The sequence below is a fragment of the Richelia sinica FACHB-800 genome, from assembly GCF_014698825.1.
Lineage (GTDB): Bacteria > Cyanobacteriota > Cyanobacteriia > Cyanobacteriales > Nostocaceae > FACHB-800.
Window position 1 is genome coordinate 24,074 of sequence record NZ_JACJTT010000034.1, and the last position, 14,810, is coordinate 38,883.

The window sequence follows — 14,810 nt, forward strand, 5'->3', positions numbered from 1 at the left end:
AATAGTTTTCAAAAACTCTCTGAGATATTTAGCCTTGACTTACTGATTTACTTAATTGCTAGAGATATTGCCTGTAATCAATGTCATGACTTTTCCTCACATGATAGACCCACGAGACGAATTAATTGCAGCTGCTAGTTATTTTTACAGTCAACGTTGGATGGTAGGAACAGCAGGAAATCTTTCAGCTAGATTGCCTGATGGTAGTTTTTGGATTACGGCTAGTGGTAAATCTAAGGGTCAATTATCATGGGATGATTTTGTGCAGATATATCCAGATGGTAAGCTAGAGTCAGCAAATACAGATTTGAAACCTTCAGCGGAAACGGCAATTCATCAGCTAATTTATCGTCTTTTCCCTAAATCACAAGCCTGTTACCATGTTCATTCCATTGAAGCTAATTTGGTTTCTAACTTTGTCACAAATGAGGTTGTATTGTTACCACCTTTAGAAATGCTCAAAGGATTAGGAGTTTGGGAAGAAAATCCTATTTGTGAAATGCCAATTTTTCGTAATCATCTTGAAGTTTCCCGTATTGCTGACGATATTCAAGCGCGGTTTGAGTTAAATCCACCAAAAATACCTGCTTTATTGATTCGTAATCATGGTGTGACTGTGTGGGCTAATTCCCTGGAAATGGCTCGTAATTATATAGAGTTGGTAGAATATATCTTCTGCTACATGGTAAATACCCGTAGAATAGGGATATAAACTTAGGGAGTATTTACCAATGACTAATCAAAGGGTGCATGTTGTAGCTCGGATTGTGGCTTTACCCGATAAAGTAGAGGAATTGAAAGTATTGTTATTGAGTCTGATTGAACCGACTAGACAGGAAGTAGGGGCAATTAAATATCAACTTTTCCAAAATCAATCTGAATCCGACGGATTTTACATTTGTGGAAGAATGGTCATCAAATGAAGACCTTGATGTTCATTTAAGTTCACCCCATTTGCAAGCGGCAGCAGCCCAGCTAGAGGGATTAGTAGCTTTACCGCCAGATATTCGCCGTTATCAGATTTTGGCTTAGATATATGGATGTGAATATATTCAAATTCAAGTTTATTCTCGGCAAATTTGATTGACTATACTTCCATCTGCTGCCACTAATTCAATATGTAAAGGCATTTGTCCGGCTGCATGGGTCGAACAACTCAAACAAGGGTCAAAAGCCCTAATTCCTGCCTCGACCCGATTTAACATTCCTTCTTTAATTTCTGTGCCTTGGATAAAATGGCGGGCTATTTGGGCGACTGTGCGGTTCATGGCCAAGTTATTTTGACCAGTGGCAATGATTAAGTTGACTTTCTGCATTAAGCCGTCTTCATCAACTCGATAATGATGAAATAATGTTCCCCGTGGTGCTTCACTGACACCCACAGCTTCTAGTTGGTTAATTCCCGCTTCGGCACGAAGGCGAGTTGATAATATATCTGGGTCATCTAAAAGAATTTCTATGTGTTCAATGGATGCCAGAATTTCAATTAAGCGGGCGTAGTGATAGAAGAAGGATGATTTGACTGTGCCGCTACCGTAGCTGCGGAATTCTTTTAATTCTTGGTCAGCTAGAGGTGTGCCTATGCGATGACAAATGTTGAGTCTGGCTAAGGGGCCGACGCGATACATCCCGCTATCTAAGCGACAATGGTCGCTGGAGTCAGGATAGCCAAGGGGACGATAGTAGGGTGATTTTAAGTAAGAATCTGCCTGGACTGCCTCACCGAGAAAGTCGTGATAGTTAGCGGGGTCAAGATTATCAGCTACTATGTTGCCGGCACTATCCACAAATCGCAAATGTCCGTCGTAGGTTTCCCATAAACCGTCTGGTGTGACTAAACCCATAAATAAGCTGGGAAAGTTACCAAAGGTTTGGGCTTCTTTTTCGTAGTCTTTGAGTAAACCTTTAAATAAGGCGATCGCATTAATAACGGTTGTGCGGGCTTCTGGAATCCTGTTTTGGATATGGGTGCGGTTTTGTTCAGTTAATGGGTCACTAACTCCACCGGGAACGGCCCAGGAGGGATGAATTTTCTTTCCTCCCAGTAATTCAATGATTTCTTGTCCAAATTGACGCAGACGTATTCCACCTCTAGCTAATTCTGGGTCAGATGCAATGAGACCGAAAACGTTGCGTTTAGTTGGGTCGCTATCCATACCTAATAATAGGTCTGGGGCACTGAGGTGAAAGAAACTCAGGGCGTGGGATTGGACGATTTGCCCTAAATTCATCAAGCGGCGGAGTTTGGTGGCTGCTTTAGGGATGGTGACAGCGAGAATGCGATCGCCTGTTTTCGCTGATGCTAATAGGTGGCTGACTGGGCAAATACCACAAATTCTCGCTGTAATTCCTGGCATTTCTGGGAAAGGACGACCAACACAGAATTTCTCAAATCCGCGAAATTCTGTGACATGAAATCTAGCATCATGAACTTGACCGTCATCATCAAGATAAATACTAATTTTTGCGTGTCCTTCGATGCGGGTAACAGGATCAATAATGATTTTTTTCATATTTATTAATTAGTAATTGGTATTAGTTATTGGGAATAGGGAGATAGGAAATTTAGGTGGGTGTTGCTAGATGAATTTTGTTTCGCGCCAAGACGCAAAGGCGCAAAGGCAAGAAGATAAGTTTATTACGAACAAATTCATCTTTTCCCTATTCCCTATTTTTGGAAATTAAACTTCATAGAGTCTAGCTTCTACTGCTTCTGGATACTCGTTACAGTATTCTTCAAAAGCAGTTTTTATCGGTTTGGCTGCCCGTTGATGGGATATTTCTGCTTGAATTTCTTCGACTACATCCCAAGCGGCTGCACATTCGGCGGAATTTATCCCTTTTTCTGAACACACAATTCGCGCTTTTTTGATTTCGTCTTGTAGTTCTTGTTCTAACAGTATTGAGCGTGGTTTTTCTAGTGAATGGCTGCGCGCTAAGATATCACTGAGAGAAATTATTCCTAATAGTTCACCACTAATTACAGGGGCACGGCGTAAATGGTGAGCGGCAAATAATCTCGCTACATATTCTAAACCTAGTTCGGGATTAACGACGATACAAGGTTTAGTCATAATTTCATACACACGGACTTTATTGGGGTCTTTGCCATGGGCAATGACTTTATAAACAATATCGCTTTCTGTAACTATTCCATAGGCATCTTGTTGGTAACGACGATCAACAACTAAGGCCCGCCAGTCTCTTGCTCGCATTAATTCTACTGCTTCGGCAACTGTAGCAGAACTACGAATCATTGCTACATCTTTGGTCATTACATCTGCTGCTGTTAACATAAATTTACCTCTAGGAAATAAGTTCAGGAGTTGAGAATCAAGAATTGTTTTTTGTAAAAATCATTAATCACCTATTTGACATAATTAACCAAATTTGATTAATTCCCTTCCTTCTAAGTGGGGCATTTCACCTCGTAATAAAGGTTCTAATGCGGCGCGAATCCGGGGGGCAGAAGGGGGACAACCTGGTAAATAAATATCAACTGGTACTACTTGATGAACTGGCACTACTGTGTCAATTAAGGGCGGAACTATTCCCGGTGCATGGGGGATTTGTTGATTAATATCAGCACCTTCTATATAGGCTAGTTGTAAGGTAGCTTCTGCCCCTCCTAATGGGTTACGTAGGGCAGTTACATTACCGGTAACGGCACAATCACCAAAGGAAATAATGGTTTTCGTGCGTTGTCTAATTTTGTGAATTAATTCTAAATGTTCTTCATTGGCTATTGCCCCTTCTACTAAGACGATATCTACATTTTCTGGATATTCCTTAATATCAGCAATGGGACTATAAACTACATCAACTTGTGCAGCTAAATCTATTAACCATTCATCTAAATCGAGAAATGACATATGACAGCCAGAACAACCGCCTAACCATACTGTCGCTAATTTCAAACGAGTCATGTTTTTCTCCGTTATGTGCTTGTTCAGTAATTAGTGTTGATGATTGATTGCCATTCTGTCACTACTGATAAAGGAACGGAAATCTTGATAGGTTCTTTATTGACTAGGGGAATTTCTAAGGTTAATTTTTCCTGGGGTAATTGGGGCAAAATTTCTCTAAAATCATATTGACCAATTGTTGGTGCTGGGGCTTCATCTAAAAACACATCAGCAGCATTCCAAATTTGACCAGTAGGAGAAATAATTTTTAATGCTTGGGGGTGAATTAATTCCGCAGAACCAGGAAAGCCAACTAAGCGAAGATTAATAGTTGCTGTTTGGGGAGATTTGCCAACATTTTTAAATAACACCACCTGCCAAACATGACCAAATTGGTCATCTAATTTTAGCTGTGAGCGATAAAGTATTTCTCCTGGGGTTGGTTCTAACCGCGCGACAGCAGCAATGGCTGTTGTAAAAGGGAGGTTTCCTAAACCCAGGAACATAGATAAAGTCAACATTCCTAAGGATATTAGCCATAAGATTTTGCCAAGATGGCGTAACATGAAATTCACCTCCTGGTACTGGTACAAACACAAGGGCTAGAAATTCCACTGTTTTTTCTCCCTCGCTGTCACCAAGAAATCGATTTTGGTGCGATCGCGTTTCATTTCTCCCACGCTGGAACCTTGGTCAAATAGTGCTCCTGTAGGACAAGCATTTACGCATTTACCACAAGAAGTACAGGTTTGGGAAGTTCCCCAAGGTTGATTTAAGTCGGTAATAACATGGGATTTTGCCCCTCTCCCTGCCATATCCCAAGTATGTGCGCCTTCGATTTCATCACAGACACGAATACATCTGGTACAAAGTACACAGCGGTTATGGTCAATGCCAAATCGGTCATGAGAAGTATCTACGCTACGATTAGGGAATTGATATGCTAGCCGCACGTGATCCATACCCATCTCAATGGCTAAATCTTGCAATTCGCAATTACCATTAGCCACACAGACAGAACAAATGTGATTACCTTCGGCAAACAACATTTCAATAATTGTGCGACGATATTTTTGTAGGCGATCGCTATTCGTACTCACCTCCATTCCTTCCGCTACCTTCGTCACACAAGCAGGTAACAATTTATTGCTGCCAGCAATTTCCACCAAACATAACCGACAAGCACCTACATCACCTACCCCCTCTAAATGACACAGGGTAGGAATATGTACACCAGCCTCCTGGGCAGCCTCTAGTAAGGTTTCATCCTCACGGGCGCTCACCATTTGCCCATCAATTGTTAAAGTTTTTACAGCCATAATAATTTGCTAATTGGTGATTGGTTCTGAGTCCCTTGTTCATAACCTCTATCTGTGTCACCTGCCTTCTTCCTGTTCCCTGTCACCTGTTCCCTGTCCCCTGTCACCTGTCACCTGTTCCCTATCATCTAATCAAAGCCAAATACTCCTCCCGGAAATACCGCAAAGTGCTAAACACAGGATTAGGTGCAGACTGACCCAAACCACACAAGCTGGTGTTTTTCACCATGTCGCACAACTCCTCCAACAATTGCAAATCAGTCATTGACGCTTTACCTTCCCGAATCTTTGTCAACAACTGATGTAACTGCACCGTTCCCACACGACAAGGAATACATTTACCGCAAGATTCATCCATACAGAACTCCATGAAGAATCTCGCCACATCTACCATATTGGTGCTTTCGTCCATGACAATCATCCCTCCAGACCCCATCATGGAACCTAAAGCCGTCAAGGACTCATAATCTACAGGTGTATCAAAGGCTGAGGCGGGAATACATCCCCCAGAAGGGCCGCCTGTTTGTATCGCTTTAGCAATACCGCCATCAGGAACACCACCGCCCATTTCCTCAACGATTTGCTGTAAGGTTGTTCCCATGGGAACTTCAATTAAGCCTGTGTTGAGGATTTTCCCCGCCAAAGCAAATACCTTTGTCCCTTTGCTTTTCTCTGTGCCAATACTCGCAAACCAGTCAGCACCGTTACGAATAATCGGCGCTATATTGGCAAATGTTTCGACGTTGTTAATTAAAGTGGGATAGCCCCATAATCCAGATTCTGCTGGATAGGGTGGACGGGGATGGGGAACACCGCGTTTACCTTCAATGGAAGCCATTAACGCCGTTTCTTCACCGCATACATAAGCCCCAGCACCAATGCGGATTTCCACTTTAAAATCAAAGGGTGATTCAAAGACTTGGGAACCTAATAAACCCAACCGTTGGGCTTGCTGGATAGCAGTTTGCAACCGTTTAATGGCAATGGGATATTCTGCCCTAACATAAATGTAACCTTGGGTAGCACCAATGGCATAGGCAGCGATCGCCATTCCTTCCAAAACTCGATGGGGGTCACTCTCCAGTACACTCCTATCCATGAATGCACCGGGATCACCTTCATCAGCATTACAAATGACAAACTTTTTCTCACCTGCGGATTTTGCCACCGTCGCCCATTTTAAGCCAGTGGGATAACCAGCACCACCCCTACCCCGTAACCCGCTTTTGGTAATCGCTTCAATTACCTGACTAGGTTTCATTTCCCGCAGAACTTGATACAGTCCTTGATAGCCATCGGCAGCAATATAAGATTGAATCCGTTCGGGGTCAACTTTGCCGCTATTTTCTAAGACAATGGGCTTTTGATAGGTGAAAAAGGGATGATTTAAATCATATTCTCTTAAATTAGTTGGTTCTCCACGCACCGCAGCAATAATTTGCGGCACTTCCTCTGGAGTCACTTGTTCATAAAGTTTTGTCCCCTCTGGCTGTACTTGGTTATCCACCTGTACCAATGGACCTTGACAGCAAAGCCGCATACAACCCACACCAGAAACTTGGACTTTATCTTCCAAACCCGCAGCTTTCACCGCTTTATCTAAATTGTCTTTGACTGCTTGGGAGTTAGAAGACAGACAACCCGCCGCCGTACAACAGCGAATTTGCACTGGTTTCGCCTGGGAACGTTCTTTTTGGCCTATTTCTAGTAATTCATTTAGTTCCATGTTGCAGCCATCCTTGAACTTTCTCACACACCATTTCTGGGGTCTGATTTCCGGCAACATTGCCATCAAATACCACCGCTGGGGCAATTCCACATGCACCAAGACATCTAGCTGTTAGTAAGGAAACCTGTCCATCACTGGTGGTATCTCCAGCGTGAATATGAGTAGCTGTTTCTAAACTGGCTAAAATTGTTTGCGCCCCTTTTACATAACAAGCCGTACCTGTACACACCACACAGTTATGTACACCCTTGGGGGCCAGGGAAAATAAATGATAAAAAGTCGCTACTCCATACACCCGACTGGGCGGTAATTTCAACTGATGGGCAATGTAAAGTAACAAATCTAATTCTAAATAACCAAATAATTCCGAAGCCCGGTGCAAAATTTCAATTAAGGCATCTTGTTGATATTGATGACGCTTGATAGTTGCATCCAACATCTTGAGACGCTTATCTCCACTAGGATGGGTTGTAGCCGATGACATAGAAGTTTTCATGATTATTTGAGGGAGTTCAACAGTTCAGTTGTCTCAGGAGTTGCTTGGGTAGCAGAGTCAACGGACAAATGTACAATGTGTACTGAGCAAGAAGCGTGGTGTAAAACATAGTTACTCACACTACCTAGCAAAATTTCTGACAACCCAGAACGCCCTCTCCGTCCCATGACAATTAAATCAGCTTGCCAAACTCTAGCTAGTTCACAAATCATTCGTCCTGGACTACCAGAGTTTTGAGTAAATTCTGTATTCACATTTTCAGTATTGGCTTGGGCACTAAAAGTCTGTAACAGAGCCAAGCCTTCTTGTTGAAAATGCTCCCATTGCTGTTGATAAAGTCTAAAACTTTGTTCGCTCCAACCAGGATAATAGTCAATATTCGGAAATATCAGGACATCAGGACTACCTTCTTCTTCTGGAGACAGGACATGTAAGAGCATTAATTTGGCTGATGTCAACTTTGCCAATGCTAATCCTTGTTTAAAAACGTCTTGTCTCATATCTGACCGATCTAAAGCAATCAAAATTTTCTTAAACATCTCCCCCCTCTCTTTAGCTTCAATAATTGGTAATAAAGATTTCTAGTTACGAAGTAGTGGTTAAGTAGAAATTAATTATGTATTAACTATTAGTGAATAAATTCAGAGAATCACCCTCTTAAATCTACTCAACTACAGTTTATAGAGAAACAATTTGAGGAACTTGTGAGGATGAATGGTTATCCCCTGGGTAAAAATTATGATTAGTCCTCTAGCGGGAGTTTTTACTTTTTCTTTATTTTTTAACTTGTGGAGTAATACTAGGCCAGTTGACAAAAATATTCAAAATATCCGTTTTTCTTTGCCAAAACCAACCTACATCCTTTTACCATCTGTCTCTAACTACATAGACAGATTCTTCTCTGCAATTTTTTGCACTTGTTAACTATATGTAACATTTATTTGCTAATGCAGTAGTAGGTATTGACAACTAGATGCTACAATAATTAAAATCACGTCTTTTAATCAAGATTTAGTAATATTGTCTCGGCAGTTGTCAATCAATTTTAAAAACTCTTAAATTCAATATTTACTCTATAGTCGATAAGACATTTAAATTGGTGGTAATGCCAAACTGTAATCATAAAATAAATTTCTAAAAATTAGTCCTTTAGGTGTATTTTAAACGACTAAAAAGTTGCATAACATTAATTAAGTCTTGGATGATCAGGCTCAATGATTAAAAATATTTTGCGAAGAATATTAGGGGGAAATTTTGACACAATAATTATTCAATGGTTATATAAAGATATATCAATTATGTATGATATCAGTGTCTATCCTGGAGTCTCACTCATGGTCAAACATCAGAGCTAGATTGATTTTTCTGACTGAATTGTTATATTTCTTGACAATGAACTTTTATTTAATTTTTTATTACTTCCGCACTATATCTTACGACCATTAAATCAGGACAGCTTTTAAAATGAAGATTTTAATTGTTGAGGATGATGAATTAAATGCCTATGCACTCACCGCAGTTCTCGCTGAACAAAATTATGCGGTGGAAGTAGCAAATGATGGGAATGTAGCCTGGGATTTAATTACAACTTATGATTATGATTTAATTCTTTTAGATGTTTTATTACCTAAATTAGATGGTATTAGCTTATGTCGAAAAATTCGTGCTAGTGGAAGAACATTACCAATTTTATTATTAACTGGTTGTGATAGTAGCCATGAAAAAGCCATTGGTTTAGATGCTGGTGCAGATGATTATGTAGTTAAACCATTTGATCAAGAGGAATTAGTTGCACGGGTTAGGGCATTATTGCGTCGTGGTGGTATTGCTGCTCAACCAATCTTGGAGTGGGGAAATTTACGATTAGATCCTAGTAGTTGTGAAGTCTCTTATGGGGCAAAAAATCTATCTTTAACACCAAAGGAATATGCTTTATTAGAACTTTTCATGCGAAATAATCGGCGGGTTTTTAGCTGTGGCATGATTTTAGAACACCTTTGGTCTTATGAAGATACACCAGGAGAAGAGGCAGTTCGCACTCATATTAAGGGTTTGCGAATGAAACTGAGAAGCGCAGGTGCATCCAGTGATTTAATTGAAACGGTATATGGTATTGGTTATCGTCTCAAACCTTTGGAAGAAGAAGGTGTTAAAAAAACTAAGGAATATAAGAAGAAAAATCATCAAAAAATAGACCAAGCTATTACAGATATTTGGCAAAAATTTCGTGGTCGTGTGGCAGAACAATTGCAAATTATTGAACAGGCAACTGTAGCCAGTCAAAACAAAAATTTAACCCCAGAACTGCGGCAGATGGCTGTGAAAGAAGCCCATACCTTAGCTGGGTCATTAGGAACTTTTGGTTTACCTTTGGGTTCAGAGGTAGCCCATAAAATTGAGAAGTTACTGAAATCAAATTCTTCTTTAAAGTCAACGGATATCAGTAATTTAGAAAAGTGGTTTAATTTATTGAAACAAGAAGTAGAAAATAAGGAAGAAACAACCATACCAGAAGTTCTACAACTACCAGAAAATACACCCCATCAAGAAGCCAAAATTTTAGTAGTCGATGATGACCCGCAAATTTTAGCATTATTACAAACTTTACTCCATCCTTGGGGACTAAGAGCGATCGCCCTCAGTGACCCCCGACAGTTTTGGCCGACCTTGGCCAATGTCCAACCGGATATGCTGGTTCTAGATGTGGAAATGCCTTACACCAACGGTATTCAACTCTGTCAAGAAGTTCGCAATGACCCCCAATGGAGTGAGTTACCAATTCTTTTTCTCACTGTTCACAACGATGGGGAAATAGTCAATCAAGTTTTTAGTGTAGGTGCAGATGATTTTGTCAGTAAACCCATCATTGGCCCAGAACTAGTAACCCGCATTATTAACCGTTTAGAACGTGTCAAGCTATTAAAACGCATGGCACAAGCTCAAAATAGCCAAACAACAGAAACAAAAAATAAAACTGCAAATTCAGCTAATTTAGAATTAAAATCAGTTCATCTTATTAGTCAAGAAATTGCCAGAATAAATAGGACATTACAAACTTTAAGTGCTTGTAACCAAGCTTTAGTTCGGGCTGAAAATGAAGATAATTTACTTCACCAAATTTGTCAAATTATTGTGGAAGTTGGTGGCTATCGTTTTGCTTGGGTGGGTTTTGCTGAAAATAATCTGGAAAAAAGTATTCGCCCTGTTGCTTATGCAGGTTATGATGCAGGATATTTACAATCTCTTAACTTGACTTGGGCTGATACAGAATATGGAAGAGGCCCCACTGGTAGAGCAATTCGCACAGGTAAAACATGTATTGTTCAAAATATTGCTGGAGATGCTAACTATCTCAGCTGGCAAGCACAAGCTAGTCAAAGGGGTTACGCGGCTTCCATTGCTTTACCGTTAGTTCTTGACCATCTTCAACCTTTAGGTGCATTAAATATTTATTCCACTACAACTGATACTTTTGATACCGAAGAAGTCAATATGCTACAAGAATTAGCAGATGATTTAGCCTATGGTATCGTGGCTTTGAGAAATCGGCACAAACGTCGATTAGCAGAAATAGAACTGCAACAAAGTAAGGAAAGTTATCAACAATTAGTAGAACTGTGTCCAGAAGCAATTTTTATTATTGATCATCAAGAAAATTTTATTTTTTTAAATAGTGCCGCAGTACAGTTATTAGGTAATAGTAATCCACAGGCAATATTAGGAAAAAATTTATTAGATATTGTCCATCCCCAGTCCCAAGAAATTATTGCCCATAATATCCAAATTTTAAAAACATTGAAAAATTCTGTACCTTTACAAGAAGTTCAGTTTCTTAAACTTGATGGCACAGTTATTTATTTAGAAATAGTAGCAGCAGCTTTTATTTACCAAGGTCAAACGGCAGCACAAATAGTGGCCCGTGATATTACTCTCAGGAAACAAACAGAATTAGCTCTGCATCAGGCAAATAACGAATTAGAATTAAGGGTAGCAGAACGCACAGCTGAGTTAATTACTGTTAATCACCAATTGCAATCCGAACTAGATGAAAGGAAGCGTACCCAAGAAGAATTAAGAATTTCCCAAACTAGATTTGAGCGAATTTTGAGTATTGCAGATGATGCGATTATTTCCATTGATGGTCAACAGCAGATCACTTTATTTAACCAAGGTGCGGAAAAAATATTTGGTTATTCAAGTGCAGAAATTATGGGTAAAAAGTTAGATGTACTTTTACCGATGCGCTTTGCAGAAGTCCACCGTCAATATGTCAAAGATTTTGGGCAAGGAACGAATTTAGCAAGACGGATGGGAGAAAGGCGAGAAATATTTGGTATTCGTCGAGATGGAAGTGAATTTCCCGCGGAAGCTTCTATTTCTAAGTTAGATATTGGGGAAGAATTTGTCTATACAGTCATTTTGCGAGACATTACTGAACGTAAGCAAATCGAAAAAATGAAAGATGAATTTGTGTCAGTAGTAAGTCATGAACTCCGCACCCCTCTGACATCAATTCATGGTTCATTGGGAATGTTAGCTAGTGGTTTATTATCCACAGATTCAGAACAAGGAAAAAGATTATTACAAATTGCTACAGATAGTACAGAACGTTTAGTCAGACTAATTAATGATATTCTCGACATTGAGCGCATCGAATCTGGCAAAGTCAAAATGGAGAAAGAAATTTGCCATTTAGATGATTTAATTGATTCAGCCTTAGATGTGATGCAATCTTTAGCCGCAAAAGCTAATGTACAGTTATCTATTAATAGTATTTCTGCGCAAATATGGGCTGACCCAGACCGCATTGTCCAAACTTTAACTAATCTATTAAGTAATGCAATTAAATTTTCTCATCCTGGTTCTACAGTTTGGCTAACAGCCTCAAAAGAAGCGGATAACCTACTATTTATGGTAAAGGATACTGGTCGGGGAATACCTGCTGATAAATTAGATAGTATTTTTGAGCGATTTCAACAAGTGGATTCTTCCGACTCCCGCAACCATGATGGAACTGGTTTAGGTTTAGCTATTTGTCAAAGCATCGTTCAACAACATAGTGGACGTATTTGGGTAGAAAGTGAATTGGGAGTTGGTAGTAGTTTTTACTTTACTTTACCCATGATGGAGAGTTATCCAGAACCATCCATCAACCTTACAGAAATGGATGCTGTCAACCTACAACAGCCCTTTAATCAACCGATTAATTCCCAGTATTCTCCCTTAGTTTTGGTGTGTGATGATGATTCAGTAATTCGCAATGAATTAAGACATTTACTAGAAAAGGGAGGATATCAAGTAATGACAGTCGCTACAGGGGAGGAAGCGATCGCTACTTCTGTAGCTCACCATCCTGATGTTATTTTACTCGATTTGCTCATGCCGGGAATGAATGGTTGGGAAACAATGGCCGTCTTGAAAGAACAACCAGATACCCAGGATATACCCATCGTTATTTGTAGCGTTTATAAACCGAATAAAACTAATCCAGCTAATGCGGAATTTGTAGACTGGTTGAGTAAACCAGTGGAAGAAATTTCCCTGCTGCATTCCTTACGAGAAGTAGTAGTAGAACCTTCCCGAAAAATGCGAATTTTAATTGTGGAAGACGACCATGATTTAGCAGATTTATTAGCTACTGTATTTGAACGCCACGATATTGAAACTTTTCTCGCGAAAACAGGTAGAGAAGCTATTCACTTGAGTCAAAAAATTAATCCTGATTTACTAATTTTAGATTTAATTTTACCGGAAGCAGATGGTTTTGCCGTAGTTGATTGGTTAAGGCAGCATAATCAACTTTATAGCATTCCTATGGTTGTTTATTCAGCTAAAGATTTAGATGAATCAGAACGCCATAGACTCAAATTAGGATATACAGAGTTTTTAACCAAAGGTAGAGTGACAACACAAGAATTTGAACATCGAGTCATGGAACTGCTACAAAGGATTACACACCAGATATGAATTAAAAATTAATCAATGATTTTTCATAAATTCTATTAACCAGGGGGCAAATAATGAATAAAAAGCGGATTCTTGTCGTTGATAATGAGCAATATATTCAAGAAGTAGCAAAAATTTGTTTAGAAACAGTAGCTGGATGGGAAGTAATTACAGCTAGTTCAGGAAAAGAGGGTATAGTCCAAGCAGAAACTCATCAACCAGATGCGATTTTACTCGATGTGATGATGCCGGATATGGATGGAATCACAGCATTTGAACATTTACAGGCTAACCCCGCAACTAAAGAAATTCCAGTGATTTTATTAACAGCAAAAATCCAAGCTACAGACCGTCGTCGTTATGCTCAATTAGGTATGAAAAAAGCCATCGCTAAACCTTTTCAACCATTAGAATTAGCAGGTCAAGTGGCATCAGCATTAGGCTGGACATTTGAGAATTAGCTCATCAATCTTTAATAGCAACAGACAAAACAGTTAAGACACAAATACAATAGACATCTTGCAAAAACCATTCTTTTCTTTACTTTTCTCTGCGACTCTGTGTGAAACAAAAACAATATTTATGTGAGATGTCTATTGATGCCTAGCAGTTATTAGTGTCATCGTGCTAAAACGGGTATTTCTAAGTTAGAGTCAACAGAAGCTAACCAAGCTCGCCAGAATTTAATAGCTTGCGTTTCTAACTTAGGCGCATAATTAGCAGTATCTTGACGTAACTGTTTGACGCTAATACCTGGAGTGGCATTGATTTCGCAAGCATGACCAATAAACCAACGTTCCAAACCAGAAACAGTTACCTCAGGATGAAACTGTAAACCCAAACCGTATTTACCCCAGGAGAATGCCTGGTTGTCATATTTAGCACTTTTAGCTAACAGAGTAGCACCATCAGGCAAGTCAAAAGTATCTCCATGCCAGTGCAACACAGATGTATGCTCTGCATTTAAATGACCAACCGCAGAATTTACGCCAGCATTAGTTAAAGTTAATGGAGACCAACCAATTTCCTTTTCTCCCCCAGGAAAAACCCTCGCACCCAGAACGCGAGCCATCAATTGAGCACCCAAACATATTCCCAGAGTTGGTAAATCTGCTGCTAGACGATGCTCCAGTAAATGTAATTCATGAACGATAAAAGGATAATCCTGTTCATCGTAAGCACCAATAGGGCCACCCAAGATGACGAGCAAATCTGCATTTAGAGGAGCGATATCAGCCAAATTATCACGTCCGGCTTCAAAATATGTAACTGCATAGTTTTGCTGTTTCAAAACTCCAGCTAAAGTCCCTAAATCTTCAAAGGCTACGTGTCTAATTACTGTTGCTCTTTTCATTGTTATCACCAATTAAATCAAGTTAATTATTGTTTGGGTTGCCAAAAACGGTACATTCGCA

14 protein-coding genes are annotated in these 14,810 nt (G+C 39.7%); 5 read left to right on the forward strand and 9 right to left on the reverse strand.

Annotated features, from left to right (window positions below; genetic code table 11):
* The first annotated feature begins 85 nt into the window (after positions 1 to 85).
* The 3 genes from mtnB to H6G73_RS25015 are packed head-to-tail and all read left to right on the forward strand — an operon-like array spanning position 86 to position 1,032.
* Positions 86 to 712: a methylthioribulose 1-phosphate dehydratase gene (mtnB, locus tag H6G73_RS19140; protein WP_190607374.1), complete on the forward strand. Its 627-nt coding sequence runs from the start codon at positions 86 to 88 to the stop codon at positions 710 to 712.
* 19 nt (positions 713 to 731) lie between these two features.
* Positions 732 to 923 (forward strand): putative quinol monooxygenase, encoded by a 192-nt coding sequence (locus H6G73_RS25010; protein WP_313948595.1) that lies wholly within the window; start codon positions 732 to 734, stop codon positions 921 to 923.
* Positions 901 to 1,032, forward strand: a complete 132-nt coding sequence (locus tag H6G73_RS25015; RefSeq protein WP_313948597.1) for a putative quinol monooxygenase — start codon at positions 901 to 903, stop codon at positions 1,030 to 1,032. The genes H6G73_RS25010 and H6G73_RS25015 overlap by 23 nt, the downstream gene beginning before the upstream one ends.
* 32 nt (positions 1,033 to 1,064) lie before the next feature.
* On the opposite strand, the gene H6G73_RS19150 is transcribed toward H6G73_RS25015, so the two are convergent.
* The 8 genes from H6G73_RS19150 to H6G73_RS19185 all read right to left on the reverse strand — a co-directional run bounded on the left by H6G73_RS19150 (position 1,065) and on the right by H6G73_RS19185 (position 7,988).
* A complete protein-coding gene (locus H6G73_RS19150; protein ID WP_190607376.1) occupies positions 1,065 to 2,513 on the reverse strand; it encodes a Ni/Fe hydrogenase subunit alpha in 1,449 nt (482 codons plus the stop codon).
* Positions 2,514 to 2,681: 168 nt separating this feature from the next.
* Entirely contained in the window at positions 2,682 to 3,296 is a 615-nt protein-coding gene (locus tag H6G73_RS19155) for a CP12 domain-containing protein (protein WP_190607378.1), read from the reverse strand.
* An 84-nt stretch (positions 3,297 to 3,380) separates the two neighbouring features.
* Positions 3,381 to 3,926, reverse strand: coding sequence for an NADH-quinone oxidoreductase subunit B family protein (locus tag H6G73_RS19160; protein ID WP_190607380.1), 546 nt, complete (start codon positions 3,924 to 3,926; stop codon positions 3,381 to 3,383).
* A gap of 23 nt (positions 3,927 to 3,949) precedes the next feature.
* Positions 3,950 to 4,471 carry a DUF3122 domain-containing protein gene (locus tag H6G73_RS19165; protein WP_190607382.1) on the reverse strand — a complete coding sequence of 174 codons (522 nt, stop codon included), beginning with the start codon at positions 4,469 to 4,471 and terminating at the stop codon, positions 3,950 to 3,952.
* A 36-nt stretch (positions 4,472 to 4,507) separates the two neighbouring features.
* The gene (hoxU, locus tag H6G73_RS19170) at positions 4,508 to 5,224 is read right to left on the reverse strand and encodes a bidirectional hydrogenase complex protein HoxU (RefSeq protein ID WP_190607383.1); all 717 of its coding nucleotides are present in this window, start codon (positions 5,222 to 5,224) and stop codon (positions 4,508 to 4,510) included.
* Positions 5,225 to 5,348: 124 nt separating this feature from the next.
* Positions 5,349 to 6,950, reverse strand: a complete 1,602-nt coding sequence (gene nuoF / locus H6G73_RS19175; protein ID WP_190607385.1) for an NADH-quinone oxidoreductase subunit NuoF — start codon at positions 6,948 to 6,950, stop codon at positions 5,349 to 5,351.
* Positions 6,937 to 7,449, reverse strand: coding sequence for a bidirectional hydrogenase complex protein HoxE (gene hoxE / locus H6G73_RS19180; protein ID WP_190607387.1), 513 nt, complete (start codon positions 7,447 to 7,449; stop codon positions 6,937 to 6,939). Before hoxE ends, nuoF begins: the two co-directional genes overlap by 14 nt.
* A 2-nt stretch (positions 7,450 to 7,451) precedes the next feature.
* Entirely contained in the window at positions 7,452 to 7,988 is a 537-nt protein-coding gene (locus H6G73_RS19185) for a universal stress protein (protein WP_190607389.1), read from the reverse strand.
* Positions 7,989 to 8,913: 925 nt separating this feature from the next.
* Between H6G73_RS19185 and H6G73_RS19190 the strand changes: the two genes are divergently transcribed.
* Together H6G73_RS19190 and H6G73_RS19195 are read left to right on the forward strand one after the other, a co-directional pair.
* On the forward strand, positions 8,914 to 13,416 hold the full coding sequence (locus tag H6G73_RS19190; protein WP_190607391.1) for a response regulator: 4,503 nt from the start codon (positions 8,914 to 8,916) through the stop codon (positions 13,414 to 13,416).
* Between the two features lie 53 nt (positions 13,417 to 13,469).
* The gene (locus H6G73_RS19195; RefSeq protein WP_190607393.1) at positions 13,470 to 13,856 is read left to right on the forward strand and encodes a response regulator; all 387 of its coding nucleotides are present in this window, start codon (positions 13,470 to 13,472) and stop codon (positions 13,854 to 13,856) included.
* A 158-nt stretch (positions 13,857 to 14,014) separates the two neighbouring features.
* Here H6G73_RS19195 and H6G73_RS19200 read toward each other — a convergent pair whose 3' ends face one another.
* Positions 14,015 to 14,749 carry a glutamine amidotransferase gene (locus tag H6G73_RS19200; protein WP_190607395.1) on the reverse strand — a complete coding sequence of 245 codons (735 nt, stop codon included), beginning with the start codon at positions 14,747 to 14,749 and terminating at the stop codon, positions 14,015 to 14,017.
* Positions 14,750 to 14,810: the final 61 nt, after the last annotated feature.

Bases quoted from the DNA above. Each gene is read 5' to 3' on its own strand.
- mtnB (WP_190607374.1), top strand. From the start codon at position 86: ATGACTTTTCCTCACATGATAGACCCACGAGACGAATTAATTGCAGCT.
- H6G73_RS25010 (WP_313948595.1), top strand. From the start codon at position 732: ATGACTAATCAAAGGGTGCATGTTGTAGCTCGGATTGTGGCTTTACCC.
- H6G73_RS19150 (WP_190607376.1), bottom strand. From the start codon at position 2,513: ATGAAAAAAATCATTATTGATCCTGTTACCCGCATCGAAGGACACGCA.
- H6G73_RS19155 (WP_190607378.1), bottom strand. From the start codon at position 3,296: ATGTTAACAGCAGCAGATGTAATGACCAAAGATGTAGCAATGATTCGT.
- H6G73_RS19160 (WP_190607380.1), bottom strand. From the start codon at position 3,926: ATGACTCGTTTGAAATTAGCGACAGTATGGTTAGGCGGTTGTTCTGGC.
- H6G73_RS19165 (WP_190607382.1), bottom strand. From the start codon at position 4,471: ATGTTACGCCATCTTGGCAAAATCTTATGGCTAATATCCTTAGGAATG.
- hoxU (WP_190607383.1), bottom strand. From the start codon at position 5,224: ATGGCTGTAAAAACTTTAACAATTGATGGGCAAATGGTGAGCGCCCGT.
- nuoF (WP_190607385.1), bottom strand. From the start codon at position 6,950: ATGGAACTAAATGAATTACTAGAAATAGGCCAAAAAGAACGTTCCCAG.
- hoxE (WP_190607387.1), bottom strand. From the start codon at position 7,449: ATGAAAACTTCTATGTCATCGGCTACAACCCATCCTAGTGGAGATAAG.
- H6G73_RS19185 (WP_190607389.1), bottom strand. From the start codon at position 7,988: ATGTTTAAGAAAATTTTGATTGCTTTAGATCGGTCAGATATGAGACAA.
- H6G73_RS19190 (WP_190607391.1), top strand. From the start codon at position 8,914: ATGAAGATTTTAATTGTTGAGGATGATGAATTAAATGCCTATGCACTC.
- H6G73_RS19195 (WP_190607393.1), top strand. From the start codon at position 13,470: ATGAATAAAAAGCGGATTCTTGTCGTTGATAATGAGCAATATATTCAA.
- H6G73_RS19200 (WP_190607395.1), bottom strand. From the start codon at position 14,749: ATGAAAAGAGCAACAGTAATTAGACACGTAGCCTTTGAAGATTTAGGG.